The 24,496-nt window shown below is 66.1% G+C and carries 23 protein-coding genes; 6 read left to right on the forward strand and 17 right to left on the reverse strand.

Annotated elements, in window-relative coordinates; all coding sequences use genetic code 11:
• Nucleotides 1-211: 211 nt before the first annotated feature.
• From leuB to KZX42_RS04960, 9 genes are all read right to left on the reverse strand, one after another.
• Nucleotides 212-1,318, reverse strand: a complete 1,107-nt coding sequence (gene leuB, locus KZX42_RS04920; protein ID WP_248117647.1) for a 3-isopropylmalate dehydrogenase — start codon at nt 1,316-1,318, stop codon at nt 212-214.
• The gene (gene leuD, locus KZX42_RS04925; RefSeq protein ID WP_248117649.1) at nt 1,318-1,902 is read right to left on the reverse strand and encodes a 3-isopropylmalate dehydratase small subunit; all 585 of its coding nucleotides are present in this window, start codon (nt 1,900-1,902) and stop codon (nt 1,318-1,320) included. Before leuD ends, leuB begins: the two co-directional genes overlap by 1 nt.
• 149 nt (nt 1,903-2,051) lie before the next feature.
• Nucleotides 2,052-3,464 (reverse strand): 3-isopropylmalate dehydratase large subunit, encoded by a 1,413-nt coding sequence (leuC, locus tag KZX42_RS04930; protein ID WP_248118056.1) that lies wholly within the window; start codon nt 3,462-3,464, stop codon nt 2,052-2,054.
• On the reverse strand, nt 3,451-4,410 hold the full coding sequence (locus KZX42_RS04935; RefSeq protein ID WP_248117651.1) for a branched-chain amino acid transaminase: 960 nt from the start codon (nt 4,408-4,410) through the stop codon (nt 3,451-3,453). The genes leuC and KZX42_RS04935 overlap by 14 nt, the downstream gene beginning before the upstream one ends.
• Before the next feature lie 61 nt (nt 4,411-4,471).
• Entirely contained in the window at nt 4,472-4,723 is a 252-nt protein-coding gene (locus KZX42_RS04940; RefSeq protein WP_248117653.1) for an ACT domain-containing protein, read from the reverse strand.
• Nucleotides 4,723-6,450: an acetolactate synthase 2 catalytic subunit gene (ilvG, locus tag KZX42_RS04945; protein WP_313432028.1), complete on the reverse strand. Its 1,728-nt coding sequence runs from the start codon at nt 6,448-6,450 to the stop codon at nt 4,723-4,725. The genes KZX42_RS04940 and ilvG overlap by 1 nt, the downstream gene beginning before the upstream one ends.
• A gap of 15 nt (nt 6,451-6,465) precedes the next feature.
• The gene (gene ilvC, locus KZX42_RS04950; protein WP_248117655.1) at nt 6,466-7,479 is read right to left on the reverse strand and encodes a ketol-acid reductoisomerase; all 1,014 of its coding nucleotides are present in this window, start codon (nt 7,477-7,479) and stop codon (nt 6,466-6,468) included.
• A 4-nt stretch (nt 7,480-7,483) separates the two neighbouring features.
• Nucleotides 7,484-9,223: a dihydroxy-acid dehydratase gene (locus tag KZX42_RS04955; protein ID WP_248117657.1), complete on the reverse strand. Its 1,740-nt coding sequence runs from the start codon at nt 9,221-9,223 to the stop codon at nt 7,484-7,486.
• A 90-nt stretch (nt 9,224-9,313) separates the two neighbouring features.
• Nucleotides 9,314-9,466, reverse strand: coding sequence for a hypothetical protein (locus tag KZX42_RS04960; protein ID WP_248117658.1), 153 nt, complete (start codon nt 9,464-9,466; stop codon nt 9,314-9,316).
• A 257-nt stretch (nt 9,467-9,723) separates the two neighbouring features.
• Here KZX42_RS04960 and gap point away from each other — a divergent pair, with 257 nt between their 5' ends.
• The 3 genes from gap (at nt 9,724) to fba (ending at nt 13,778) form a co-directional block, all read left to right on the forward strand.
• The gene (gap, locus tag KZX42_RS04965) at nt 9,724-10,731 is read left to right on the forward strand and encodes a type I glyceraldehyde-3-phosphate dehydrogenase (protein WP_248117659.1); all 1,008 of its coding nucleotides are present in this window, start codon (nt 9,724-9,726) and stop codon (nt 10,729-10,731) included.
• Between the two features lie 619 nt (nt 10,732-11,350).
• A complete protein-coding gene (locus KZX42_RS04970) occupies nt 11,351-12,547 on the forward strand; it encodes a phosphoglycerate kinase (RefSeq protein ID WP_248117660.1) in 1,197 nt (398 codons plus the stop codon).
• A 145-nt stretch (nt 12,548-12,692) separates the two neighbouring features.
• Nucleotides 12,693-13,778, forward strand: a complete 1,086-nt coding sequence (gene fba / locus KZX42_RS04975; RefSeq protein WP_248117661.1) for a class II fructose-bisphosphate aldolase — start codon at nt 12,693-12,695, stop codon at nt 13,776-13,778.
• A 6-nt stretch (nt 13,779-13,784) separates the two neighbouring features.
• Here fba and KZX42_RS04980 read toward each other — a convergent pair whose 3' ends face one another.
• Entirely contained in the window at nt 13,785-14,420 is a 636-nt protein-coding gene (locus tag KZX42_RS04980; RefSeq protein ID WP_248117662.1) for a DUF2799 domain-containing protein, read from the reverse strand.
• Between the two features lie 151 nt (nt 14,421-14,571).
• Here KZX42_RS04980 and KZX42_RS04985 point away from each other — a divergent pair, with 151 nt between their 5' ends.
• From KZX42_RS04985 to rpoH, 3 genes are all read left to right on the forward strand, one after another.
• A complete protein-coding gene (locus KZX42_RS04985) occupies nt 14,572-15,531 on the forward strand; it encodes an RluA family pseudouridine synthase (RefSeq protein ID WP_248118059.1) in 960 nt (319 codons plus the stop codon).
• 13 nt (nt 15,532-15,544) lie between these two features.
• Nucleotides 15,545-15,850 carry a GNAT family N-acetyltransferase gene (locus tag KZX42_RS04990; RefSeq protein WP_248117663.1) on the forward strand — a complete coding sequence of 102 codons (306 nt, stop codon included), beginning with the start codon at nt 15,545-15,547 and terminating at the stop codon, nt 15,848-15,850.
• 251 nt (nt 15,851-16,101) lie between these two features.
• Nucleotides 16,102-16,989 (forward strand): RNA polymerase sigma factor RpoH, encoded by an 888-nt coding sequence (gene rpoH / locus KZX42_RS04995; RefSeq protein ID WP_087120666.1) that lies wholly within the window; start codon nt 16,102-16,104, stop codon nt 16,987-16,989.
• A 22-nt stretch (nt 16,990-17,011) separates the two neighbouring features.
• Here the strand turns inward: rpoH and KZX42_RS05000 are convergent, their stop codons facing one another.
• The 7 genes from KZX42_RS05000 to KZX42_RS17300 form a co-directional block, all read right to left on the reverse strand.
• Nucleotides 17,012-17,818: a response regulator gene (locus KZX42_RS05000; RefSeq protein WP_248117664.1), complete on the reverse strand. Its 807-nt coding sequence runs from the start codon at nt 17,816-17,818 to the stop codon at nt 17,012-17,014.
• A 73-nt stretch (nt 17,819-17,891) separates the two neighbouring features.
• Nucleotides 17,892-19,187, reverse strand: a complete 1,296-nt coding sequence (locus tag KZX42_RS05005; RefSeq protein WP_248117666.1) for an adenylosuccinate synthase — start codon at nt 19,185-19,187, stop codon at nt 17,892-17,894.
• A gap of 121 nt (nt 19,188-19,308) precedes the next feature.
• Nucleotides 19,309-19,944 carry an NYN domain-containing protein gene (locus tag KZX42_RS05010; protein WP_248117668.1) on the reverse strand — a complete coding sequence of 212 codons (636 nt, stop codon included), beginning with the start codon at nt 19,942-19,944 and terminating at the stop codon, nt 19,309-19,311.
• 129 nt (nt 19,945-20,073) lie between these two features.
• Nucleotides 20,074-21,228 (reverse strand): phosphoserine transaminase, encoded by a 1,155-nt coding sequence (locus KZX42_RS05015; protein ID WP_248117669.1) that lies wholly within the window; start codon nt 21,226-21,228, stop codon nt 20,074-20,076.
• A 23-nt stretch (nt 21,229-21,251) separates the two neighbouring features.
• A complete protein-coding gene (locus KZX42_RS05020) occupies nt 21,252-22,184 on the reverse strand; it encodes a DnaJ C-terminal domain-containing protein (protein WP_248117671.1) in 933 nt (310 codons plus the stop codon).
• 87 nt (nt 22,185-22,271) lie between these two features.
• Nucleotides 22,272-24,050, reverse strand: a complete 1,779-nt coding sequence (locus tag KZX42_RS17210; RefSeq protein WP_282438803.1) for a phage tail protein — start codon at nt 24,048-24,050, stop codon at nt 22,272-22,274.
• Between the two features lie 84 nt (nt 24,051-24,134).
• Nucleotides 24,135-24,458 (reverse strand): terminase family protein, encoded by a 324-nt coding sequence (locus KZX42_RS17300; protein WP_248117672.1) that lies wholly within the window; start codon nt 24,456-24,458, stop codon nt 24,135-24,137.
• Nucleotides 24,459-24,496 lie beyond the last annotated feature (38 nt).

Genomic DNA, 24,496 nt, shown 5'->3' on the forward strand with positions numbered 1-24,496 from the left:
TACCCCCTATGCAATCTCGCAGTTGCGAAGGTTTTACCGCAATTGCGAAACGCGCAAGAGGCAAGCGCGCGAACAGCGCAACATTCTTGCAACGGTCTGGTCACAAAAAGTTAAAGACGAAAGATCATTCGATCTTTCGTCAGAAACATGGATTCATACCGCCGAAAAGGCCAAGCTTAACGCAAAGATTTTCAGCCCCTGCCGGCCGACTTCAGGCCCAGTGCATCTGCACCCGGTGCGCGGCCGCCCAGTGGATGGCGCGAATGGCGTCGATGACGGCTTCGGTCGCGGCGCGCGTGCCCAGTTCGCCGCCCAGATCGGCGGTTACGGCGCCGGCGGCCAGGACGGCGGCGACGGCGGCCTCGATGGAATCCGCCTCGTCCTCCATCTTCAGACTGTGGCGCAGCAGCAGGGCCGCCGACAGGATGGCCCCTACCGGATTGGCCAGGTCCTGACCGGCGATGTCGGGCGCCGAACCGTGGATCGGCTCGAACAGACCGGGCCCCTGGGTTCCCAATGAGGCGGAGGGCAGCAGGCCGATTGAGCCGCCCAGCACCGAAATCTCGTCCGACAGAATGTCGCCGAACATGTTCTCGGTCAGGATGACGTCATAGTCGCGCGGTTTGCGGATCAGGTGCATGGCCATGGAATCGACCAGGGCGTGCTCCAGTTGGATGTCCGGGAATTCCTCGGCATGGATGCGGCTCACCACCTCGCGCCACAGGCGGCTGGTCTCCATGACATTGGCCTTGTCGACCGACGTCACCTTGCCGCGACGCTGGCGCGCGGTCTGGAAGGCGGCGCGGGCGACGCGCTCGATCTCCACCACCGTATATTCGCACAGGTCGGTGGCGCCCTTCTCGTCGCGGGTCTTCTTGCCGAAATAGACGCCGCCGGTCAGTTCGCGGAAGACGATCAGATCGACGCCCTCGACGATCTCCTTCTTCAACGGCGAACGGTGCGCCATCACCGGCGAAACCTGCAGCGGGCGCAGATTGGCGAAAAGCCCCATGGCCTTGCGAATGGCCAGCAGCCCCTGTTCGGGTCTCACCTTGGCGCCGTCCCACTTGGGCCCGCCGACCGCGCCCAGCAGAACCGCGTCGGCCTCGATACAGGCGGCGCTGGTGACGTCGGGCAGAGCCTCGCCCGTGGCATCGATGGCCGCACCCCCGATCAGATGTTCGGTGAAGGCGAAGTGGTGGCCGTAGAAGTCGGCGATGACCGACAATACCTGGCGGGCGGCGCCCGCCACCTCGGGTCCGACGCCGTCGCCGGGCAGGACGACGATATTGTAGGTCTTGGGGGCGGCGGTGGTCATCAGGTGGTCTCTCTCGATCGCTCGTAGGCTTCGATCTCGGTCATGTTTGATTGCAGCCAGCCCAGGGTGTCCACCCCGTCCAGCAGGCATTGGCGGGCGAAGGATTCGACCCTGAACGGCACCGGTTCGGCATTGCCGCGCTGGATCTGATTGGCCTGAAGGTCGATCGTGACCGGCTGGTCCGGCTGGGACGCCAGATCGTCCCAAACGGCCTGGCTGACGACGATGGGCAAAAGGCCGTTTTTCAACGCATTCGATGTAAAAATGTCAGCGATTTCGGTCGAGATCACCGCCCGAAACCCATAGTCCAGCAAGGCCCAGGGCGCGTGTTCGCGCGACGACCCGCAGGCGAAATTCTTGCCCGCCAACAGGATGCGGTGCTCCGCCGGATCGATGCGGTTCAGAATGGCCTCGGGCTTTTCCGATCCGTCGTCTTCGTAACGCCAGTCATAGAAGGCGGCCTTGCCCAGCCCTTCGCGCGTGGTTGTGGTCAGGAAGCGCGCGGGGATGATCTGATCCGTGTCGATATTGGCCTGGCTGAGCGTGACCGTCTTCGACGTCAGGACCTTGAAGGGCTCAGACATAATCATCTCCGCTCATCCCCGCGAAAGCGGGGACCCAGTTCTGTGGGCGACGGGCGCCACCCGTCCAGCCCTGGCGTCTATCCAGCGCGCGGCGCTTGGCGAAAGCACTGGGTCCCCGCTTTCGCGGGGATGAGCGGAAGGATGCAGCGTTAGACATGCTCCGCCTCGTTCAGATAGACGCGCGGGTCGGTCAGAACGCCCGCCACCGCCGTCGCCGCCGCCGTGGCCGGGCTGGCCAGGATGGTGCGGGCGTCCTTGCCCTGACGGCCTTCGAAGTTGCGATTCGACGTGGATACGGCCAGTTGCCCCGGCGCGACGAAATCGCCGTTCATGGCGATGCACATCGAACAGCCGGGAATGCGCCATTCGGCCCCGGCGGCGATGAAGACTTCGTGCAGACCTTCCGCCTCGGCGTCGCGACGCACGGCCTCGGACCCCGGCACCACCAACATCCGCAGCCCCGGCTTCACCTTGCGGCCTCGCAACACATCGGCGGCGGCCCGCAGATCGGGCAGACGGCCGTTGGTGCAGGAGCCGATGAAGACCACATCCACCGGCTGGCTGGTCGTCGCCTCGCCTGCGGTGAAGCCCATGTAGGCGATGGCCTTGCGGTCGCTGTCCGACTGAGGCTGCGGCACCGGTGAACCGATAGGGGCGCCTGCGTCCGGCGTCGTGCCCCAGGTCGCCATAGGGCGGATTGCCGCGCCGTCCAGCACCACTTCGGCATCGAACACCGCGTCAGGATCAGACGCCAGCTTCAGCCAATCAGCCGCCGCCGCCTCATAGTCCGCTGGAACATTCTTGCGGCCGCGCAGCCAGTCGATGGTCGTCTGGTCGGGCGCGATCATGCCGGCGCGCGCACCGGCCTCGATGGACATATTGCACAGGGTCATGCGCCCTTCCATGTCCAGCGACCGCACCGCCTCGCCCGCATATTCGATGACATAGCCAGTGCCGCCGCCGAAGCCGATGGCGGCGATGACGGCCAGGGCGACATCCTTGCCCGACACGCCGGGCTGGAGTTGACCGTTCACGGTGACACGCATCGACCTGGCCTTGCGCTGCAACAGGCACTGGGTCGCCAACACATGGCCGACTTCCGAGGTGCCTATGCCGAAGGCCAGGGCGCCGAAGGCGCCATGCGTCGCCGTGTGGCTGTCGCCGCAAACCACCGTCATGCCCGGCTGGGTCAGGCCCAGCTCCGGCCCCATGACGTGAACCACGCCGCGATCATCCGAATCCCATCCCGCCAGCGGCACGCCGTGGGCGGCGCAGTTGCGCTCCAGCGTGTGCACCTGGGCCTCCGCTTGGGCCGTGACATAGGGTTTCAAGCCGTTCAGCCCCGCAGGCAGGGTCGGGGTCGAATGGTCCAGGGTCGCATAGGTGCGGTCGGGACGGCGAACCTTCAGTCCGCGCGCCTCGATCTCGCTGAAGGCCTGGGGGCTGGTGACTTCGTGCACCAGATGCAGGTCAATATACAGAACCCCCGGCGTCTCGGCCGTTTCCGACCGCACGACGTGAGCGTCCCAGACCTTGTCGAACAGGGTCTTAGGCATATTCAGGCGTCCGTTTCTCTGCGGGCGCGTCAATCGGCTCCAGCCAGCCGAACGTGTCCGGCGTCTCGCCCGTGAACAGGCCGCGGAAGGCGTGGTTGATCGCCTTGGTCACCGGGCCAGGTCCAGCGGCGCGGGTGGTTATGCCATCGACCGAACGCACCGGCGTGATCTCTGCGGCGGTGCCGGTCATGAAAATCTCGTCGGCCAGATACAAGGCCTCGCGCGGCATGGCCTGTTCGATGACCTCATACCCCTGCGCCCTGGCCAGCTTGATGACGCTGTCGCGGGTGATGCCCATAAGGATGGAGTTGGCGGCGGGCGGGGTCATGACCTTGCCGTCCTTGACCACGAACAGATTCTCCCCTGCCCCTTCGGACAGACGGCCATCGACACCCAGGGCGATGCCCTCGCCGAAACCCCCGACGCGCGCTTCGCGGCCGATCAGATAGGAAGACAGATAATTGCCGCCGGCCTTGGCCGCCGACGGGGTGGTGTTCGGCGCGATGCGGTTCCAGCTGGAGACACAGGCGTCCACGCCCTTTTCCAGCGCCTCTTCGCCCAGATAGGCGCCCCAGGTGAAGGCGGCGATGGCGATGTCGACCGTCATGTTTTGCGGCTGAGGCGTCACGCCCATGCCGCACTGACCCAGGAAGGCGATCGGGCGGATATAGGCCGAGCGCAGCCCCTCGGTCCGCACCACCAGATTGCAGGCCTCGACCAGCTCATCCTCGGTATAGGGCAACTGGATATGATAGATGCGCGCGCTGTCGAACAGGCGACGGACGTGCTCACGCAGACGGAAGCCGCGCGGGCCGTTGGGCGTGTCATAGACGCGAATGCCTTCGAACACCGAGGTGCCATAGTGGAGCGCATGGCTCATCACATGGATCTTGGCGTCGGCCCATGGCGTCAGTTGGCCATTGACCCAGATGTTCTCAGCCAGCGGCTGCATGCACGTCTTCCTTCTTACGTCTTGGCTTGGCGCTCGACCACTGAGCGCCGCGAGACCGCGATCAGGCGGCCTCGGACTGGATCATGTCGTTTGATATGCGACGCGCGCCGAACAGACGATCAATCTGGCGGCCCAGATTGTCCATGCAACGGGCGGCGTCCCGGCTGCGCAGCGTCAGGGCGATGCGGCGGAATGCGCCCTCATCGGCCATGCTGATGCCGTCAATGTGGAAGCCCCGGCGCTCCACCAGACCAATCAGACGCTGAAGCGAGCCATCGGCCCGGTCGATCTGGATGTGGATGGTGTCGGTCATCACAGTTCTCCTTCAGTAGTGGCAGCGTGCATCATCTGCGCGTTGTTCTTGCCCGGCGGCACCAGCGGCCAGACGTTTTCGGCCGGGTCGATGATGACGTGGGCCAGGATCGGCCCTTCGGTCTTCAGCAGGCGCTCCAGCCCGGCCGTGACCTGATCGCGGCGTTCGATGCGGAAGGCTTCGATGCCGAAGGCTTCGGCGACCTTCACGAAGTCGGGGTTGTCGGACAGGTCGACCTCGGAGAAGTTCCGCTCGAAGAAGAACTCCTGCCATTGGCGCACCATGCCCAGACGCGAGTTGTCGAGCAGCAGGATTTTCAACGGAATGCCGAAGCGGTTGACCGTCGCCAGTTCCTGAATGTTCATCATGATGCCGCCGTCGCCGCTGATGGTGACGACCACAGCATCCGGCTCGGCCAGCTTGGCGCCAATGCCTGCAGGCAGGCCAAAGCCCATCGAGCCCAGACCGCCCGAGGTGATGTGCGCCTCAGGGCGCGAAAACTCACAGTGTTGCGCGACCCACATCTGATGCTGGCCGACATCGCAGGCGGCGATGAAGCCGGGCCCAGCCAGACGCGACAGCTCGTTCAGCAGGGCGGGCGCATAGACCTTGTCGCCCGGCGCATCATAACGAACTTCTGTTTCGGCCGAACGCGCGCGCCATCGGTCGGCCCAGGCCGAAACATCGATAGCGGGACCATCGGCCAGACGCCGGTTCAGCGCCTCCAGATTGGGTTTCAGGTCGCCGACGACGCCCACGGCGACTGGACGTAGCTTGCCGATTTCGGACGGGTCGATGTCGAAATGGATGACGCCGGCCTTGGGCGCGAACTCGACCAGCTTTCCCGTGGCGCGGTCATCAAAACGGGCGCCGACGACAATCAGCAGGTCCGATTCCTGAACCGCCTCATTGGCGGCAGGCGTTCCGTGCATGCCCAGCATGCCCAGATAGTTGTCCTGACCCGTCGGGATCGTGCCCAAGGCATTCAGGGTCGAGACCTGCGGAATCCCGGTGGCCGCCGCGAAATCGCGAACAGCGTCCACGGCGCCCGAAATCTTGGCCCCTCCGCCGACGTACAGCACCGGACGGCGCGCAGCCCGGATCGCCGCCTCGGCCTCGGCGATGACCGAAGGCTCCGCGACAGCGATTTCGTTCGGCAGATGCAGGCCGCGCGGCTCGCTGGTCAGTTCGAACTGAACATCCTTGGGCAGGTCGATCAGGACCGGCCCCGGACGACCTGATCGCGCGATGTGGAAGGCCTCCTGGATGATGGCCGGAATGTCAGCAGCCTGACGAACCAGATAGGAGTGTTTCACCAAGGGCAGGGTGACCCCCAGGATGTCGACTTCCTGGAATGAGTCCGTGCCCATGACGCCCTGGGCGACATTGCCGGTGATGCAGACCATCGGCACGGAATCCAGCATGGCGTTGGCGATGCCCGTGACCAGATTGGTCGCACCGGGCCCCGAGGTCGCCATACAGACCCCGACCTTGCCGCTGACCCTTGCATAGGAATCAGCGGCGAAGGCGGCGCCCTGTTCATGGCGGCACAGATAGTGCCGCAGTTTCGAACCGGCCAAGGCGTCATAGATGGGCATGATCGCCCCGCCCGGATAACCGAACACCACCTCCACCCCCAGCCGCTCCAGAGTGGAGACCAGCAGGCGGGCGCCCGACTGGGCGACCTCGGCGGAGGGTTTCAAGGCGGCGGCGGTCATCAGGGTCATCCGGTCTTTTTTGGATCAGGCCGCTTCGGACTTGGGCGTATTCAGCCAGGCCATGCGCTCGCGCAGACGCGCGCCGACCTGCTCGATCTGGCTTTCGCGGTCGGCCTTCAGCCAGGCTTCGTACTGCGGCTTGCCGGCTTCGTTTTCGGCGATCCAGTTGCGCGCGAAGGCTCCGCTCTGGATCTCGTCCAGAATGGTCTTCATGCGGGCCTTTGTCTCTTCGGTGACGACGCGCGGGCCGCTGGCGACAGCGCCGTACTTGGCCGTTTCCGAGATGAAATGGTGCATCTTGGAGATGCCGCCTTCGTAGAACAGGTCCACGATCAGCTTCAACTCGTGCAGGCATTCGAAATAGGCGATCTCGGGCTGGTAACCGGCCTCGACCAGGGTGTTGAAGCCCTGCATGACCAGTTCCTTGGCGCCGCCGCACAGAACGGCCTGTTCGCCGAACAGATCGGTCTCGGTTTCTTCACGGAAGGTCGTTTCCAGCAGACCGCCGGTCGCGCCGCCATTGCCCTTGGCGTAACCCATGGCCCGGTCGCGCGCCTTGCCGGTCACGTCCTTCTCGATGGCGAACAGCGAAGGCACGCCGCGGCCGCGCTGGAACTCGCGACGGACCAGATCGCCCGGCCCCTTGGGCGCAACCAGGATGACATCCATATCAGGGCGCGGCGTGATGCGTTCATAGATGATCGAGAAGCCGTGGGCGAACAGCAGGGCCGAGCCTTCCTTGGCGTTGGGCTCGATGACCTCGCGATAGACGTCGCCCTGAACCATGTCCGGCGTCAGGATGGCGATGATGTCGGCGCCCTTGACGGCCTCGGCCGGCTCGGCGGTCGGGATGCCGTCCTCGGTGGCGTGTTTCCAGCCCGTGCCGCCGTGGCGGACGCCGGCGACCACGTCATGGCCGCTGTCGCGCAGATTCTGGGCGTGTGCGCGGCCTTGCGATCCATAGCCGATGATGGCGATGCGCTGACCGGCGATGGCGCCCGGCTTGATGTCTTCGTTGGTGTAGATGGTGATGGCCATGGGATCAGGCGTCCTGAGCAGCGTTGGTCTTATGGGATGCCGGAACTTGAGCCGGCGGCGGGTTGGGGATGGTGACGGCGCCCTGAGCGGCCGAGGCCACCGAAGCGCGGTATTTGGCGAAGACGCCTCGCGCCGGGCGGACTACGTGGGGCGTAAAGCCCGCCCGGCGCGTCGCCAGGTCGACGTTGACGTCGATCCGGCGGTTGGTGACGTCGATGGTGATGCGGTCACCATCGCGAATGAGAGCGATCGGTCCGCCGACGGCGGCTTCCGGCGAGACGTGTCCGGCGACGAAGCCGTAGCTGGCGCCCGAGAAACGGCCGTCGGTCAGCAGAGCGACGTTGTCGATCTTGCGGCCCTTCAGGGCGGCGGTGACCTGCAGCATCTCGCGCATGCCGGGACCGCCCTTGGGCCCTTCATAGCGGATGATGATGACGTCTCCTTCGCCCACCGTTCCGTCCTGAACGGCGTGGAAGGCGTCTTCCTCTGAGTCGAAGACGCAGGCCGGGCCTTCGAACGTATCGACCTTGTGACCCGTCAACTTGATGACCGCACCTTCGGGAGCGACATCGCCGTAGATGACGGCGAAGCTGCCGCGTTCCATCACCGGAGCCTCGAAGGACGTGACCACCACCTGGCCCGGCGTCTCCTCGGCCTCGGCCGCCTCGGCGAACAGGCTGCGGCCGCTGACGGTCGGGGTGTTCACGATCTTGCCGGCCTCGGCCATCCGCTGGGTGACCAGTCGCGTGCCGCCCGCGGCGAACAGGTGCGAGGCCAGGAAACGACCGCCCGGCTTAAGGTCGCAGATGACCGGCGCCTCGACGCAGGCCTGGTGGCAATCCTCGACGCCGAAATCGACGCCGGCTTCCGCCGCGATGGCCGTCAGATGCATGACCGCATTGGTGGAGCCGCCCGAGGCCGAGACCGCCACGGCGGCGTTCTTCAGGCTGGCGCGGGTGATGTATTTGCGGGCTGTATCGCCGGCGAAGACGCGCTCGACGATCAGGCGTCCACAGCGTTCGCCCTCGGCCCCCTTGTTCGGATCGACGGCCGGCACGTCGTTGGCGCCCATGGGGCTGATGCCCATGACCGACAGGGCCATGGCCATGGTGTTGGCCGTGAACTGCCCGCCGCAGGCGCCGGCTCCGGGGCAGACCGCGCTCTCGACCGCCTTCAGGCCCGCATCGTCCAGCGCGCCGGCCGAGTGGGCGCCGATGGCCTCGAACACCTCCTGGACCGAGACCTCCTTGGTCCCGATCACGCCCGGCATGATGGTGCCGCCGTAATAGACCAGACCGGGGATATCCATCCGCGCCAGGGCCATGGCGGCCGCCGGGATCGTCTTGTCGCAGCCGACGATGCAGACCACGCCGTCCAGTTGGTGGCCCTCGATGGCCAGTTCGATCGAGTCGGCGACAACCTCCCGGCTGATCAGCGAGGCCTTCATGCCCGCCGTGCCCATCGAGATGCCGTCGGTCACGACGATCGTGTTGAAATCGACCGGATAGCCGCCCGCCGCCACGATGCCCGCGCGCACGTCCTTGGCCAGGCGGTCCAGGTGCATGTTGCAGGGCGTGACCGTCGACCAGGTGTTGACGATGCCGATCATCGGCTTGTCGAAATCGGCGTCCTGCATGCCGGCGGCCCGCAGATACGAGCGGGCGGCGGCCCGGTTCGGGCCGGCCGTCACCGCCGCGCTGCGCGCATTGGGCTTCTTGGGCTGAGAGGTAGAATCTTGCGTCATCGGTCCGGTTCATTTCGAACCGCCGCGCACTAAAAACCCCGCTTCCTTTCGGAGGCGGGGTGGTGCGAGGCGATCCTGAGTGCGTTTAGGTCAGGTCACGTGCATCCACGCCGCTTGCGTAAGCAGGCCGAGAAGTACGAGGGTAATGAGGAATACGGGGCTTTGCAGGCCGACAGGCGCGCGAATGGCCGCGACCGCCTTGGCGGTGCTTCCCTTCATCATGTCGCGCATCATCGTGGCCACGGGCGGCTCCTTGTCTGACGCCAAGAAACCATACCGCCCGGACGGGCACAAGCCCTGTCGCAAAAATTTTGCTCAATGGGAGCCGCAAAGACCTTGAAGAGGTGTTTCTTGCCGCAACACGAGACAGAGAGCCGACAAAGCGTAACCGTTCATCACATCATGTTACAGGCTCAGGGTTGCAAGCCGCGCCCGAGCGCTCCATTGAGACGCCCACCTATATAAGCGTCACACCTATCCGTTCAGAGGAGCCTTCCATCATGACCGTCCGCGTCGCCATCAACGGCTTCGGCCGCATCGGCCGTCTCGTCCTTCGCTCGATCGTCGAGCATGGCCGCAAGGACATCGAAGTGGTGGCGATCAACGATCTGGGGCCGGTCGAGACCAACGCCCACCTGTTCCGCTACGATTCGGTCCACGGTCGCTTCCCCGGCACGGTGACGTCGGGCGAGGACTGGATCGACGTCGGCACGGGCAAGATCAAGGTGACGGCCGAGCGCGATCCCGCCAACCTGCCGCACGCCGAGCTGAAGGTGGACATCGCCTTCGAATGCACCGGCATCTTCACGTCCAAGGACAAGGCCAGCGCCCACCTGAAGGCCGGCGCCAAGCGCGTTCTGGTCTCGGCCCCCGCCGACGGCGCCGACAAGACCATCGTCTTCAAGGTCAACCACGAAACCCTGACCACCGACGACATCGTCGTGTCGAACGGGTCGTGCACCACCAACGCCCTGGCTCCGGTGGCCAAGGTGCTGAACGACCTGTTCGGCATCGAGCGCGGCTATATGACCACCATCCACTCCTACACCGGTGATCAGCCGACGCTGGATACGATGCACAAGGACCTGTATCGCGCCCGCGCCGCCGCCCTGTCGATGATCCCGACCTCGACCGGCGCCGCCAAGGCCTTGGGCCTGGTCCTGCCGGAACTGAAGGGCAAGCTGGACGGTTCTTCGATCCGCGTCCCGACCCCGAACGTCTCGGTCGTGGACCTGAAGGTCGTCGCCGCCCGCGACGTGACCGTCGAGGAAATCAACGCCGCGCTTCAGGCTGCCGCCGACGGCCCCATGAACGGCGTCCTGTTCACCACGACCGACCCGCTGGTGTCGCACGACTTGAACCACATCGCCGCCTCCTCCACCGCCGCCCTGCCCCAGACCCAGGTCGTCGACGGCAAACTGGCCCGCGTGCTGAGCTGGTACGATAACGAATGGGGCTTCGCGACGCGGATGAGCGACACCGCCCTGGTGATGGCGAAGTTCCTCTAAGACCAGGGTGCCCGCAGACGTTTTGAAACCAACGTTGCAAGACCTGGGCGATGACCGGATCGCGCTCGTAACGATCGCGATCCGACATTGCTTGATGCCTCACCCCGATGTGGTGTCAGCGTTCCCACACGCCGTTTTTCCTTCAGTCAGAGACGCTCGCAGACGTGGGCAGGTCGAAGATCGCGGTGGTCAAGCCGTGATGTTCGACGACAACACTACGCCGCGTTGGGCTCTACTGTGGTCACACGGGATCAAGAGCTTGCCCCGCGCGCACGGGTGGACTTTTGCCCACGTCTGGGATCGTTCAACCGCAGCTCTGCATCCCCACCACGCCTACACCCATTTGGCTAATCTCTGCATGATGCCGGAATTCTTCGGCAGCCTTTCAGACAAGAAGGGTCCGCTTGTAGGCTATCTGCAGTATCATGCGTGGAGTCGGTATGGATGGAGCCCCGACATGGCGCCGCCAGCCAAGCCTACCGATTTCGACAAGCTAGAGTGGCGATACCTGGATCCAGCGCTCGATCCGCAATCAGCTTTCCGTTCTATTTTTCTGGCCAGCAGAGATAAGCGGGCTATCGAACTTCGACGGCTAATGTCCGTAAGCTAGGATACTACAATGACCTTCCGCACTCTCGATGATGCAAAGAACCTCGCCGGAAAGACGGCCCTGGTCCGCGTGGACTTTAACGTCCCGATGGAGGGCGGCAAGGTCACGGACGACACCCGGCTGCGGGTCGCCCTGCCGACCATCCAACGCCTGCGCGACGCGGGCGCCAAGGTCGTGCTGCTGGCCCACTTCGACCGCCCCAAGGGCCAGCGCGTTCCGTCCATGAGCCTGAAGCCCGTCGTCGAGCCGCTGGAGACCGTGCTGGGCGCGCCTGTCCGCTTCGCCGACGACTGCATCGGCGGCCCCGCCGTGGCGGCCATTCGCGATCTGGATGCGGGCGGCGTCGTCCTGCTGGAAAACGTGCGTTTCCATGCGGCGGAAGAGGCCAATGATCCGGTCTTCGCCCAAAAGCTGGCCGACCTCGGCGACCTTTATGTCAACGACGCCTTCTCGGCGGCCCACCGCGCCCACGCCTCGACCGAAGGAATCGCGCACCACATTCCCGCCTATGCGGGCGAATCCATGCGTCGCGAACTGGACGCACTCGACGCCGCGCTCGGCAATCCGCAAAAGCCGGTCGTCGGCATCGTCGGCGGCTCCAAGGTCTCGACCAAGCTGGACCTGCTGAAGAACCTGGTCGGCAAGCTAGATACGCTGGCCATCGGCGGCGGCATGGCCAACACCTTCCTCTATGCACAAGGGATCGATATCGGCGGCTCTCTGGCCGAGAAGGATATGGCCGACACCGCGCGCGAGATCCTGGCGGAAGCCCAGGCCAAGGGCTGCGACATCCTGTTGCCCGTCGACGTCGTCGTGGCGACCGAGGTCAAGCCCGGCGCCGAGGCCCGCACGGTCAAGACCGGCGCAGCCCTGTCCGGCGAAGACAAGATCCTGGACGCCGGCCCTGACACCGTCGCCCGCCTGAACGCCGCCATCGACGCCTCCAAGACCCTGATCTGGAACGGTCCGCTGGGCGTGTTCGAGGTTCCGCCCTTCGACGCCGCCACCGTCGCCGCCGCCAAGCACGTCGCCGAACGCACCAAGGCCGGCGCCCTGATCGCGGTGGCGGGCGGCGGCGACACCGTCGCGGCTGTCGGTCATGCGGGCGTTGCGGCGGACCTGACCTTCGTCTCGACGGCCGGCGGCGCCTTCCTGGAATGGATGGAGGGCAAGCCCCTGCCGGGCGTCGAGGCTTTGCGCGCCTGATCGGCGGCGATGCAGGCGGATCACGCCTGCATCGTTCCCTGCGAAATGCCCGTGCGGCCGCTGTAACACGGCGTGACTTCGGCGCGTCTCACGGCTAGTCTCGCGCCCAATTAAAAAAGACTATTCGGCTCAGGAGACTATTATCATGGCGCGCATCACGCTGCGACAGCTGCTCGACCACGCGGCAGAGAACGACTACGGCCTGCCGGCCTATAATATCAACAACATGGAGCAGGGCCTGGCGATCATGGAGGCGGCCCATGATGTCAACGCCCCCGTCATCATTCAGGCCTCGCGCGGCGCCCGCAACTACGCCAACGACATCGTCCTGGCCAAGCTGATCGACGCCTTGGCCGAGCTTTATCCGCACATCCCGGTCTGCATGCACCAGGACCACGGCAACGGCCCGGCGACCTGCGCCACCGCCATCCAGTACGGCTTCACCAGCGTCATGATGGACGGTTCGCTGGAAGAGGACGCCAAGACCCCCGCCTCCTACGAATACAATGTCGACGTCACCCGTCGCGTCACCGAAATGGCCCACGCCTGCGGCGTCTCGGTCGAGGGTGAACTGGGCGTCCTGGGCTCGCTGGAGACCGGCATGGGCGAGGCCGAAGACGGCCACGGCTTCGAAGGCAAGCTGGATCACTCGCAACTGCTGACCGACCCGGATCAGGCCGTCGACTTCGTCGCCGCCACCAAGGTCGACGCCCTGGCCATCGCCATGGGCACCAGCCACGGCGCCTACAAGTTCACGCGCCAGCCGGACGGCGACGTCCTGGCCATGAATGTGATCGAGGAAATCCATCGCCGCCTGCCCAACACCCACCTGGTGATGCACGGCTCATCGTCCGTGCCGCAGGATCTGCAGGACATCATCAACGCCTATGGCGGCGAGATGCCCCAGACCTGGGGCGTGCCGGTCGAGGAGATCCAGCGCGGCATCAAGCACGGCGTGCGCAAGGTCAACATCGACACCGACAACCGCATGGCCATCACCGGCGCCATCCGTAAGGCGCTGATCGAGAAGCCGGGCGAGTTCGATCCCCGCTACTATCTGAAGCCTGCCAAGGAGGCGATGAAGAAGCTCTGCATGGAGCGTTATCAGCAGTTCGGCTGCGAGGGTCAGGCCGCCAAGATCCGCCCGCTCTCCACCGCTCAGATGGCCAAGCGCTACGCCGCGGGCGACCTTGATCCATCGTTCCGCGGCGCCGCCGTCAAGGCTGCCTGATAAGTCTCAGACCGGGTAGCGGCGCGACAGTTCGTACCGCACCCGGTCTTCTTCCCGCCGCGCCATGTCCAGGGCGTCGCTGGCGTCACGCGCATTGCGGCGTGCATCGCGGATTTCCCCGCGCACTTCCTGAATACGATTTCGGATTTTCTGGCGCTCCTCGTCGGATAAGCCGTTCTGGCGCAGTTCCGCCTGTTTGGCCTCCAGCTTGTCCTCGCGGTTCTCGATCCGCGAAATGGCGCTGTTCAGCGCGCTCTGGGCGGATTCAACCGCCGTCACCACCTCATACAGGCGTCGTCCGTCACGATAGGCGGGCAAGAACTCCGCTTCTTCTTCCGGGCGACAGACGCCGTAGTAGGTATTTCCCGCCCTGCCCTCGCTCCAGCCGCGCTGGAAGGTGCAATAGCTCCGCAATCCATCCTCGCGCGCGGACTGATAAGCGCCGGGATTGGGCGCAACCTGATATTTGGCGCAGGCCTTGGCGTGGTCTTCCAGCCGCGTCACGGGATAGCCTGACGCCCCATCGGCATAGCCCTTTTCACCCCAGGCGCCAGCCAGGCACTCGTCCTTGCTCATGGTCGTGCAGCTTGTCAGCAGGGCCGCCGCAGCCGCCCCGACGCTGACGATCAAAAAACGTCTCATCGGAAATCCCCTACGCCCCGGCCTACTATCAGACGACGCCGCACCGTCGCGCAAGCGCTTCGACGTGCTACATCCGCAGCTGGAGACCGCCTTGCCCGAACACCTGCCCGAACCCGATCTGCCCGACGACGAAGACGCCGCAGCCGCTGAAGTGCTGGAGGCGCGGATCGAGGTATCCGGCGTCCGTCTGGACAAGGCGCTGACCACGGCCTTTCCCACCCTGTCGCGCGCACGGCTTCAAGCGCTGCTGGCCGAAGGCGCCGTCAGCCGTGACGGCGTGGCCCTGACCACCGGGTCGGCCAAGGCCCAACCCGGCCTCTACGCCGTCGCCCTGCCGCCCGTCGCGCCCGCCACGCCCCAGCCGGAAGCCATTCCCCTGACCGTCCTCTACGAAGACGCCGACCTGATCGTCATCGACAAGCCTGCGGGCATGGCCGCCCATCCGGCGCCCGGCTGCGAGACCGGCACGCTGGTCAACGCCCTTCTGGCCCATTGCGGCGACAGCCTTTCGGGCATCGGCGGGGTCGCCCGCCCCGGCATTGTTCACCGTCTGGACAAGGACACCTCTGGCGTCATGGTCGCCGCCAAGACCGATCGCGCTCACCAGGGCCTGTCCGCCCTGTTCGCCGCCCATGACATCGAGCGCACCTACATCGCCCTGACGCGCGGCGCTCCCTCGCCCGTAAAAGGCCGGATCGAAACCCGCATCGGCCGTTCCAATGGCGATCGCAAGAAGATGGCCGTGCTGAAATCCGGGGGGCGTGAGGCGATCACCGACTATGTCGTCCAAGCCGTCTTCGGAGAACCGGCCAAGGCTGGCGGCGCGCCAATGGCCGCCCGCTTGGCCTGCACCCTGCACACCGGACGCACCCATCAGATCCGCGTTCACATGGCGTCCAAGGGTTCGCCCTTGCTCGGCGATCCGGTCTATGGCTCCGGCAGCCCCGCCGCCCCCGTCCGCGCAGCCATCGCCGAAGCTGGGCTGGCTCGTCAGGCTCTGCACGCCGCCGTGCTCGGCTTCGTCCACCCCGTCACCGGCCAACCGCTCCGCTTCGAAACCCCGCCCCCGGCTGATATGCAGATGCTCGAAACCCTTCTGACCACGCTCTGAAAGGCGCCGACCGATGGCCGACACAGAAATCCGCGACAACGCCGACCGTCATCAGTACGAACTGCCCGTCGAGGGCGAGATCGCCGTCGTCACCTACAATCTGTCGCCGCCCAATCTGATGATCACCGAGTCATTGGTGCCTCAGCCGCTCGAAGGTCGCGGCATCGCCAGCCGCCTTGCCAAGCACGTCATCGAGGACGCCCGCGCGCGCGAACTGCTGATCCTGCCCGTCTGCCCCTTCTTCGCCGCCTATTTCCAGAAACACCCTGAACTCGCGGAGGTGGTTCACCCCACCTATCGCACCATTCTGGGCCTCTGACCCGCCTATCCACATCGTGACTTGTCGCCAAGTAGGTCTTGAATAGAAACTTACCAACCCTATATGAGCCCGTTGATGGTCCCGGTGCGGCGCGGCGTGGCGGCGACTGTCACGCTTTCGTGTGACCATTCGCCTCTAAAAATAGGGGCAACTCATCACCATCTGGTTGGTTGAGGGGAGAGGCTTCGGCGCACATGCGGTGGTCGAGGACGAAGAGCCCGCTCGTTCAAGACGGTCGGAGGGACCATTATATGGCTGCCAATAGTACGCTCGCGGTGATGTCGCCTGAACAGGGCCTGTCGCGTTATCTGACGGAAATCCGCAAGTTTCCGATGCTGACCAAGGACGAGGAGTTCATGCTCGCCAAACGTTGGTCCGAGCATCAGGACCCCGAGGCCGCCCACCGCCTTGTAACCTCGCACCTTCGTCTCGTGGCCAAGATCGCCATGGGCTATCGCGGCTACGGCCTGCCGATCGGCGAAGTGATTTCCGAGGGCAACGTCGGTCTGATGCAGGCCGTCAAGAAGTTCGACCCCGACAAGGGTTTCCGCCTGGCCACCTACGCCATGTGGTGGATTCGCGCCTCGATCCAGGAATACATCCTACGCAGCTGGTCGCTCGTGAAGATGGGCACGACCGCCGCGCAGAAGAAGCTGTTCTTCAATCTGCGCAAGGCCAAGAGCCAGATTTCGGCCTTCGAGGAAGGCGACCTGCACCCCGAACACCTCTCCGCCATCGCCACCAAGCTAGGTGTGACCGAGGAAGAGGTGACCAACATGAACCGCCGTCTCGGCGGCGACGCCTCGCTCAATGCGCCGCTTCGCGCCGATGGCGAAAGCGAATGGCAGGATTGGCTGGCGGACGACACGGCCGTCTCTCAGGAGACCCAACTCGCCGACGACGAGGAGAAGGGCATCCGCATGAGCCTGCTTCAGGAGGCCATGGAAGAGCTGACTGACCGCGAGAAGCACATCCTGACCGAACGCCGCCTGAAGGACGATCCGGTCACTCTGGAAGAACTCGCCGGTCAGTATGGCGTGTCGCGTGAACGCGTGCGTCAGATCGAGGTCCGCGCCTTCGAGAAACTGCAAAAGGCCATGCGCGCCGCCGCCGAAGAGCGGAACCTGGTCGACGCCTGACCTTAAGCCTGTCGCCTGCGCCTCAGGACGCCTTGGCCATCGGCTGGGCGTCTGCGGCGCGGGCGGCGTTCACCACCGCATTCACCGGCTGCAGCAATCCGGCCTTGGTCACTTGCCCGGTCGCCAGATAGGCCTGCAGCGTGGCCACCACCATCACAAGCTTGGCGTCCGACGCCTTGATCGCCAGACTGTTCAACGTCTCGGCCTGCTGGCGAATGGCGCGCGTGGCCTGGGACGGATCCTGCTCGAACTGCGACAGGGCGGAGACGAGGATACGTGTCGCCTGATCGCGCATTTCCGCCGCCCCGCCAGCCGCGCCATCGCTACGGCGCTTTTTGGCCCCGGTGTATTCGCCCGAGTTGAAGCGTCTGCGATCCGGCCCGACATAGCCGACCGCCTCGATCCACGGGCGGGGCTTCAGGGCGACATTCTCGACCCGTTTGAACAGGTCGCCGGTCGTGAAGGGCTTTCTCAGAAACTCATGGACGCCGGCGTCGCGCGCGCCCTTGATGGCGGCGGCCGTCGCCTCGCCCGTCACCATGATGATGGGCGACATCCGGCACGACATGCTGGAGCGCCGCACGCGCCGCGTCAGGGTCTCGCCGTTCAGCGTCTCGCCCGACCTTTCGGTGAAGATCACGCCCGGCTCGACGTCGCGCAGCAGCTCCAGCGCCCGTTCCTCGTCGCTCTCGCTATAGACCTCGCGCGCGCCCATGCCCTTGATGATGTCGGTCAGCAACCGGACGGCCGACGCATTGGGATCGACGATCACCACCCGCCTTATCGCGGGCTCTATGCGGCTCAGGGTTCTGGCGTTGGTTGAGAACACGTCCGGCTCCGGGTTGGAGCCTTATGCTTACCGCCCCTGGGTTAAAGCCTGTTGAATCCGCCGTTACGCCCGATCAGCCCTGAAACGGATCGCGCATCAGTATGGTGTCGTCCCGCTCAGGGCTGGTCGACAACAACGCCACCGGCGCGCCGATCAGCTCTTCGATCCGACGCACATATTTGATGGCGTTGGCGTTGATGTCCTTGAAGCTGCGTACACCGGCCGTGCTTTCGCTCCAGCCTTCCAGTTCCTCGAACACCGGCTCGGCGGCGCCCTGGGCCTTCAGGCTGGAGGGCAGATAGTCCAGCACCTCGCCATCGACCTTGTAGCCGACGCAGATCTTCAGCGTCTTCAGCCCGTCCAGCACGTCCAGCTTGGTCAGGGCGATCCCGTCGATGCCATTGATCGCCACTGACTGACGCACCAGCACGGCGTCGAACCAGCCGCAGCGGCGCGCGCGCCCGGTGTTCACCCCGACCTCGCGGCCCACGGTCGCCAGATGCTCGCCGACCTCATCGTCCAGTTCGCAGGCGAACGGCCCCTCGCCCACCCGCGTCGTATAGGCCTTCACGATGCCCAGAACATAGCCGACGCCGCGTGGACCGACGCCCGACCCCGCCGCCGCCTGTCCCGCCACGGTGTTGGAGCTCGTGACATAGGGATAGGTGCCGTGATCCACGTCCAGAAATGCGCCCTGCGCCCCCTCGAACAGCACGCGCTTGCCGTCCTTCTGCGCCTGATCCAGCACGCGCCAGGCCGGCTTCACATAGGGCAGAATCTTGGGCGCGATCTCCAGCAGCTGGCCCAGCAGCGCCTCGGGATCGATGGGTTCCAGCCCCAGGCCCGCGCGCAGCGGATCGTGGTGTGAGCGCAAGCGGTCGATCTTGACCTTCAGATCGTCTTCGTTGGCCAGGTCGCAGACGCGGATGGCGCGACGGCCCACCTTGTCTTCATAGGCCGGGCCGATGCCGCGTCCGGTCGTGCCGATCTTGGCGCCCGGCGCGCTCGCCGCCGCCTCGCGCGCCACGTCCAATGCGGGGTGAACCGGCAGGATCAGACAGGCGTTGTCGGCGATGGTCAGGATGTCGGGCGTGATCGCCACCCCTTGCGCCTGAATCTTCTCGATTTCGCCGACCAGATGCCAGGGGTCCACCACCACGCCATTGCCGATGATCGATGGCTTTCCCTGCACCACGCCCGAAGGCAGCAGCGCCAGCTTATAGACCTTGCCGTCCACGACCAGCGTATGGCCCGCGTTATGCCCGCCCTGGAACCGCACCACCATGTCGGCGCGGTTGGACAGCCAGTCCACGATCTTGCCCTTGCCCTCGTCGCCCCACTGAGCGCCGACCACCGCCACGTTCGCCAAAGCACTTCTCCGCCCAAGCACTCTCCTTAAGAGAATGCGTCAAAATCATCGGGAACGCGGCAACGGCGCGGCGACCCGAACGCGGGCGCAGCCTATAGCCGGGGAATCGCCGAATGTCCCCTCAGGGTGCTGACTTTTTGGGCCGGTAGTCGCGCTTGTCGATACAGGCGTCGTATGTGGCCCGGTCGATCTTGATCCAGTCCGTCTTGTTGATACCCCGCCATCCCTTGGTCGCTGGACTGAACGGATAGGCGGACGCCATCTTGATCCAGCGATCCTGCTCGTCGGCGATTAACCTTATTTCCGACGCGACCTCAGCCAGGTCCTGATCGCGACAGAACAGCAGAGCCACATCATAGGCATTCCGATGCGCCATCTGGATCACGTCCAATGCAATCCGGACGTCTATACCCTTCTCGTCGCCGTCCAGAAACGTATGAATCGTGCCGTCAGGCAGCTTCACCTGCTTGTTTCGGTATCGTAGCGGTCTGGTGCAGATATAGGCGCCTTCACGTCCCATCTGCGCGCCTTTGGCCGTCCAGAAATGATGCCAAAAAGGGTTGTCTGCCGCATCCGGAACCCCGGTGTAAAACCTCATACCCTCCACCTGCCAACCTTGACCCGCACATACCGCTTTCGTTAGGGCGACGGGGTCGTAGTTTAGAAACGGATAGCCGAAGGCGGCTTTTGCGCTGTGAAACAGATTCTGACCGTCGAAAAATGCGACGGCGCGTTTTGTCTGTGGAAGCTGGGCCATATCGCAAGAGTTGCGAAACTTGCACCCAAAAATCAATAACCCCGCCAGAGGCCTCTTGCGAGGCGTGTCCGGCGGGGAAAAAGTGATAGCCGCTATATGGCAATCCAACGTCTGATAATCAACTTCAATTTAAACACCTATCGCCGTCTCGAACGCCCATTCCAGCCAGGGCGTCGCCGCGATCACATCGGCCGTCTCGACCGTGCATCCGCACCACAACCTCAGGCCCGGCGGCGCATTGCGGTGCGGCTCCATGTCGAACACGGCCGCCTCGTTTTCCAGCAGGGCCTTGAAGCGCGAGACGAAGGCTTTCTGCGCCTTGTCATCCAGGCGGGTCACGCGCGGATCGACGAACTTCAGGCACACCGAGGTCGTCGAGCGGATGTCGGGCCGTTCGGGCAGGAAGTCGATCCAGTCGGTCCTATCCACCCACGCCGCCAGCGCCGCATAGTTGGCGTCCGTCCGCCGGATCAGTTCGCTCAAGCCCCCGATGTCGCGCGCCCAGCCCAGGGCGTCGATCCAGTCTTCCAGCGTCAGAACCGAGAAGGTGTTGATCGCCACCCCATCCGCCAGCGCCCGGTCGAACCGGCCCTGACCATCGGTCAGACGCAGCAGCTTGGGAATCGGCCGATCCGGTCGATAGGTGTCCAGCCGCTCCACCGCGCGCGGCGACAGCGCCATCACCCCGATGCCCGCCTCGCCGCCCAACGCCTTCTGGAAGCTGAACGTCACCACATCCAGCTTGTCGTACGGCAGCGGCATGGCGAAGGCGGCCGAGGTGGCGTCGCAGATGGCCAGCCCCTCGCGGTCGTCCGCGATCCAGTCCGCGTCGGGCACCCGCACGCCCGACGTCGTGCCGTTCCAGGGGAAGATCACGTCCTTGGACCAGTCCGCCCGCGACAGGTCGGGCAGTTCGCCCCACGGCGCGGTCAGGGCCTCGGGCTCCAGCCCCAGATGATCCTTCACGTCCGCCAGCCAGGTCAGGCCGAAGTTCTCATAGGCCACCACCTGCACCGGCCGTGCGCCCAGCATCCCCCACAGCGCCGCCTCGACCGCGCCCGTGTCGGACCCCGGCGTATAGAGCATCACATGGCTGTCGGGGACCTCCAGCACCTCGCGCGTCAGGCGCAGACCATGGGCGAACCACTCGACCACCTCCGGCGCGCGGATGCCGCGCCCCAGCAGGTCGGAGGGCAGGCCGCCCAGCGCATAGCCCGCGCGTTTGGCCGTCGGTCCGGCCGAGAACCACGGCCGCGCCGGCTTCACATCGGGCTTCACAGTCATGATCGTCTCCTCGCCCGGCGCGCTCAACGCCCCGGCGTATAGGGCCGCTTGGCGCGCCAGTCCTCGGCGAATTGGGTCAGCGCGGCGTCAGGCTCGTCCGGCAGCGTGACCACCAGCTTGGCCAACAGATCCCCGCGCCGCCCCTGGGCGAAGGCGCCGCGCCCCTTCAGCCGCAGCACCTTGCCCGAGTTCGAGCCGGCCGGGACCGTCATCTGCACCGCCCCTTCCGGCGTCGGCACGCGCACCTTGGCGCCCAGCACCGCATCGGGCACCGAGATCGGCAGATCCATCGTCAGGTCCGCGCCTTCGCGGCGATAGATCGGGTGCGCCTCGATCTTGAGCTCGATCAGGGCGTCGCCGTTCTCGGCCCCGCGCCCCGGCGCTCCCTGCCCGCGCAGACGGATGGTCTGGCCGTCCGACGCCCCCTTGGGTATGGTCACGTCCAGCGTGCGCCCGTCCGAGAACTGAATCCGGCGCGTCGCCCCGGCGATGGCGTCTTCCAGGCTGATGTCCAGCGTCGCCTTGACGTCCTGGCCGCGCGCGGTGAAATCCCGCGCCCCGCGCTGACGCCCCCCGCCGCCGAACATGCCAAACAGATCGTCCAGATCGACGCCTTCGAAGTTGGCGCGCCCGCCCGGCCCGCCGCCCTGACCAAAGGGACCGCCCCCCTGACCGAACGGATTGCCTCCCGCGCGTCCCCCGCCGCTTCCGCCAAAGCCGCGATACTGTTCGTTGCCGTCGCCGTCGATCTGGCCCGCGTCGTATTTGGCGCGCTTGTCCTTGTCGCCCAGGATGTCGAAGGCGGCGGTCACGCGCTTGAACTTGTCCTCGGTGATCTTGTCGCCGGGGTTCTTGTCGGGGTGCAGTTCCTTGGCGAGCTTGCGGTACGCCTTCTTGACCTCGTCCGCGCTCGCGCCCTTCGAAACGCCCAGTTCCTTATAGGGGTCGCCTGCCACGTCCGTTGTCGCTCCAACTGAAAACCGATGGGCCGTCAGTTAAGCCATGCCCCCGCCTCCGCAAAGGGCCGGGTCCGTCATATTTCGTCAGAGGGGCCCGATTTCCAGCGCGACCGACGCCTCCACGCCCCAGCCAAAGCCACCGCCCCATTGCGCGACGGCGATCCGGGCCTCGCTCCCGGCCCCCTGCGGAAAGTCCGCCGCGAACGCCGCCGCCGGATACAGCAGGCTGCTCCCCTCCACCTCGAACCTCCTCACCACAACGTCGCCGTCCAGCACCCTGACCCGGAACCGCAGCGGATCGACCTCGGCCGGCTCCCCGTCCCAGCCGTCGCCATAAAGGCGCACGCGCGGCGTCCAGCGCACGATCCGCCCAGCCTCGGTCGCCTCGACCGCCGGAGCGCGCGGCGACCACGGCCGCGCATGGACGCCCCCCGGGGCGAAGTCGATCTCCCGAAACCCGCCGCCGCCCGGCGCCGCGCCCGCCGGTCCTGCGCGACAGACCAACGGCAGCCCCCGCTCGTTTCGCCCGATCTCGGCCCGCGCAAGCCGACCATCCAGAAAAACCGCCGTCGCCCCTTGCGGCGCTCCGGCTCGCATCTCGACCTCGGTTCCCTGCTGCGCCCGCAGCAGGTTCGTCAGCCTCCACGTTCCCGGCCCGACCAGGGCGGCGGATAGATACTGGATCACCTCCCACCCCGCCGCCGTCTCGACCGCCAGGGCGTTGGCCCCACCCAGCACCGCCGTCTCCACCGCGCTTTCCGGCTCCCCGCCTTCGATCCGCACGACCACCGCATTGGCCGCGTCCCAACGATGACGCACGCCAGGCGCCAGCGCCTGAGCCAGCGTCCCCACCATGGCCGACGCCTCCATGTCGGCGCGCGGCGTCAGGACATCGGCGTTTGCGCCGGCGTGCAGCCGCATCGCCCGCCAGGGGTCCGCCGCCGCCGCGACCAGGGGCCGCCCGTCGTCCTCCATCCCCATCAGCGGCGGCAGGTCCAGCAGTTTCAGGAAAGGCGCCCCGACCACCGTCGGCGCCTCGCCGCCGCGCCAGCCGCCATCGTCCTCCTGTTGGGCCCGGTCCGTCACCGGCTCCAACTCGGCAGAGGGCGTCTCGTCCGCCGTCGTCCGCACCACCCGCCAGTCGCCGGCCCGCCCCTCCAGCCGCAGCACGTCCCCCGGCTCCAATTGCATCGCCTCCAGCGGCCCCAGCGCCACGGTCACGGCCTCCAAGCCGCCCCCCGCCAGCACGTCCTGCGCCGCCGCCATGGCCAGGCCGCCGCCGCACGCCACCGGCAAATCCAGGTCCACCCCGCCCCCGGTTGCTTCCGCGTCGTCGGACCGCACCACCACCGCCCCGGTCTGATAGTCCGCCGTCTCGTCGATGTAGCGCACCCGCGCTGTCGAAGGCCGCGCCTCAAGCGTCCTGGTCGCGCTGACCGATGCGCCGCGCTCGGGCAGGGCCAGCGCATCGGCCGTCAGTTCGCCCTCTACCGGCCCCCGCCCCCTGACCGCGACCCGCCCGGCCCGTTCCGCCGCCACCGCATCGAAGGCGGCGAGCAGCGGCTCCAGCGCGTCGCGCGTCCGCATCGGCCGGTCGATGACATAGCCGGCCGCCGCCCCTTGGACGCCCTCGACCGACATTTCGTCCGGCCCCAGGCCGCCCCGCGCCAGCACCGCCGCGATCAGGTCGCAGCCATCGCCCGCCAGCCGTCCATTCAGCCAGTGTCCGGCCCGCCACGCCCCTGCGTCGGCCCAGACGTCGGCCCGCGCCGGAAACGCCGGATAGGGCCTGGCGTCCCAGCACCAGGCGTCCGCCGCCTCCAGCATCCGCCCGCCATAGACCGCCGATGTCGGATTGTTCAACGCCCGCCACATCCGGCGCCGTCTCCCCGCCCCCGCGCAACACCGCCGCCAAGACCACCATCAGATCGCGCGCCGACAGCGTCTTCATCCGCTCGGCGACGGCCCCAGCCGCAACCCGAACCTCAGGTTCGACAGCACCAGATCCGGCCGCCGCCAGGCGCAGAATTCATCGGCCCAGGCCGCGTGGAACTGCGGCCCTCTCAGACTGTCGGGGTCTTCGGCCGAAAACGCATAGGCGGCCGATTGATTGTCCCACACCAGCCGACGCCGCCCCGCCTCCCAGCGCGGCCGGTCACCCGGCTCCGCCAGCGCCTTGATCCCCGACGCCCCCTCCACCATCACCTCGCGCACATCGTGCAGGGCGGGGCCGACCAGCCCCAGCGTGATGCCGGGCAGTTCGCGCGCCATGATGTCGATCCAGACCGACCCGGCGAAGGTCTTGCCCG

Source organism: Brevundimonas sp. EYE_349 (genome assembly GCF_023147505.1).
In the GTDB taxonomy this organism is placed as follows: domain Bacteria; phylum Pseudomonadota; class Alphaproteobacteria; order Caulobacterales; family Caulobacteraceae; genus Brevundimonas.

Coding starts and splice junctions, on each gene's coding strand:
- fba (WP_248117661.1), top strand. CDS start 12,693: ATGGCGCGCATCACGCTGCGACAGCTGCTCGACCACGCGGCAGAGAAC.
- leuD (WP_248117649.1), bottom strand. CDS start 1,902: ATGTCTGAGCCCTTCAAGGTCCTGACGTCGAAGACGGTCACGCTCAGC.
- KZX42_RS04935 (WP_248117651.1), bottom strand. CDS start 4,410: ATGCAGCCGCTGGCTGAGAACATCTGGGTCAATGGCCAACTGACGCCA.
- KZX42_RS17300 (WP_248117672.1), bottom strand. CDS start 24,458: ATGGCGCGCGAACTGCCCGGCATCACGCTGGGGCTGGTCGGCCCCGCC.
- KZX42_RS05015 (WP_248117669.1), bottom strand. CDS start 21,228: ATGACTGTGAAGCCCGATGTGAAGCCGGCGCGGCCGTGGTTCTCGGCC.
- KZX42_RS04990 (WP_248117663.1), top strand. CDS start 15,545: ATGGCCGACACAGAAATCCGCGACAACGCCGACCGTCATCAGTACGAA.
- KZX42_RS04955 (WP_248117657.1), bottom strand. CDS start 9,223: ATGACGCAAGATTCTACCTCTCAGCCCAAGAAGCCCAATGCGCGCAGC.
- KZX42_RS04980 (WP_248117662.1), bottom strand. CDS start 14,420: ATGAGACGTTTTTTGATCGTCAGCGTCGGGGCGGCTGCGGCGGCCCTG.
- leuB (WP_248117647.1), bottom strand. CDS start 1,318: ATGACCACCGCCGCCCCCAAGACCTACAATATCGTCGTCCTGCCCGGC.
- rpoH (WP_087120666.1), top strand. CDS start 16,102: ATGGCTGCCAATAGTACGCTCGCGGTGATGTCGCCTGAACAGGGCCTG.
- gap (WP_248117659.1), top strand. CDS start 9,724: ATGACCGTCCGCGTCGCCATCAACGGCTTCGGCCGCATCGGCCGTCTC.
- KZX42_RS04940 (WP_248117653.1), bottom strand. CDS start 4,723: ATGACCGACACCATCCACATCCAGATCGACCGGGCCGATGGCTCGCTT.
- KZX42_RS05010 (WP_248117668.1), bottom strand. CDS start 19,944: ATGGCCCAGCTTCCACAGACAAAACGCGCCGTCGCATTTTTCGACGGT.
- ilvC (WP_248117655.1), bottom strand. CDS start 7,479: ATGGCCATCACCATCTACACCAACGAAGACATCAAGCCGGGCGCCATC.
- ilvG (WP_313432028.1), bottom strand. CDS start 6,450: ATGACCCTGATGACCGCCGCCGCCTTGAAACCCTCCGCCGAGGTCGCC.
- KZX42_RS04970 (WP_248117660.1), top strand. CDS start 11,351: ATGACCTTCCGCACTCTCGATGATGCAAAGAACCTCGCCGGAAAGACG.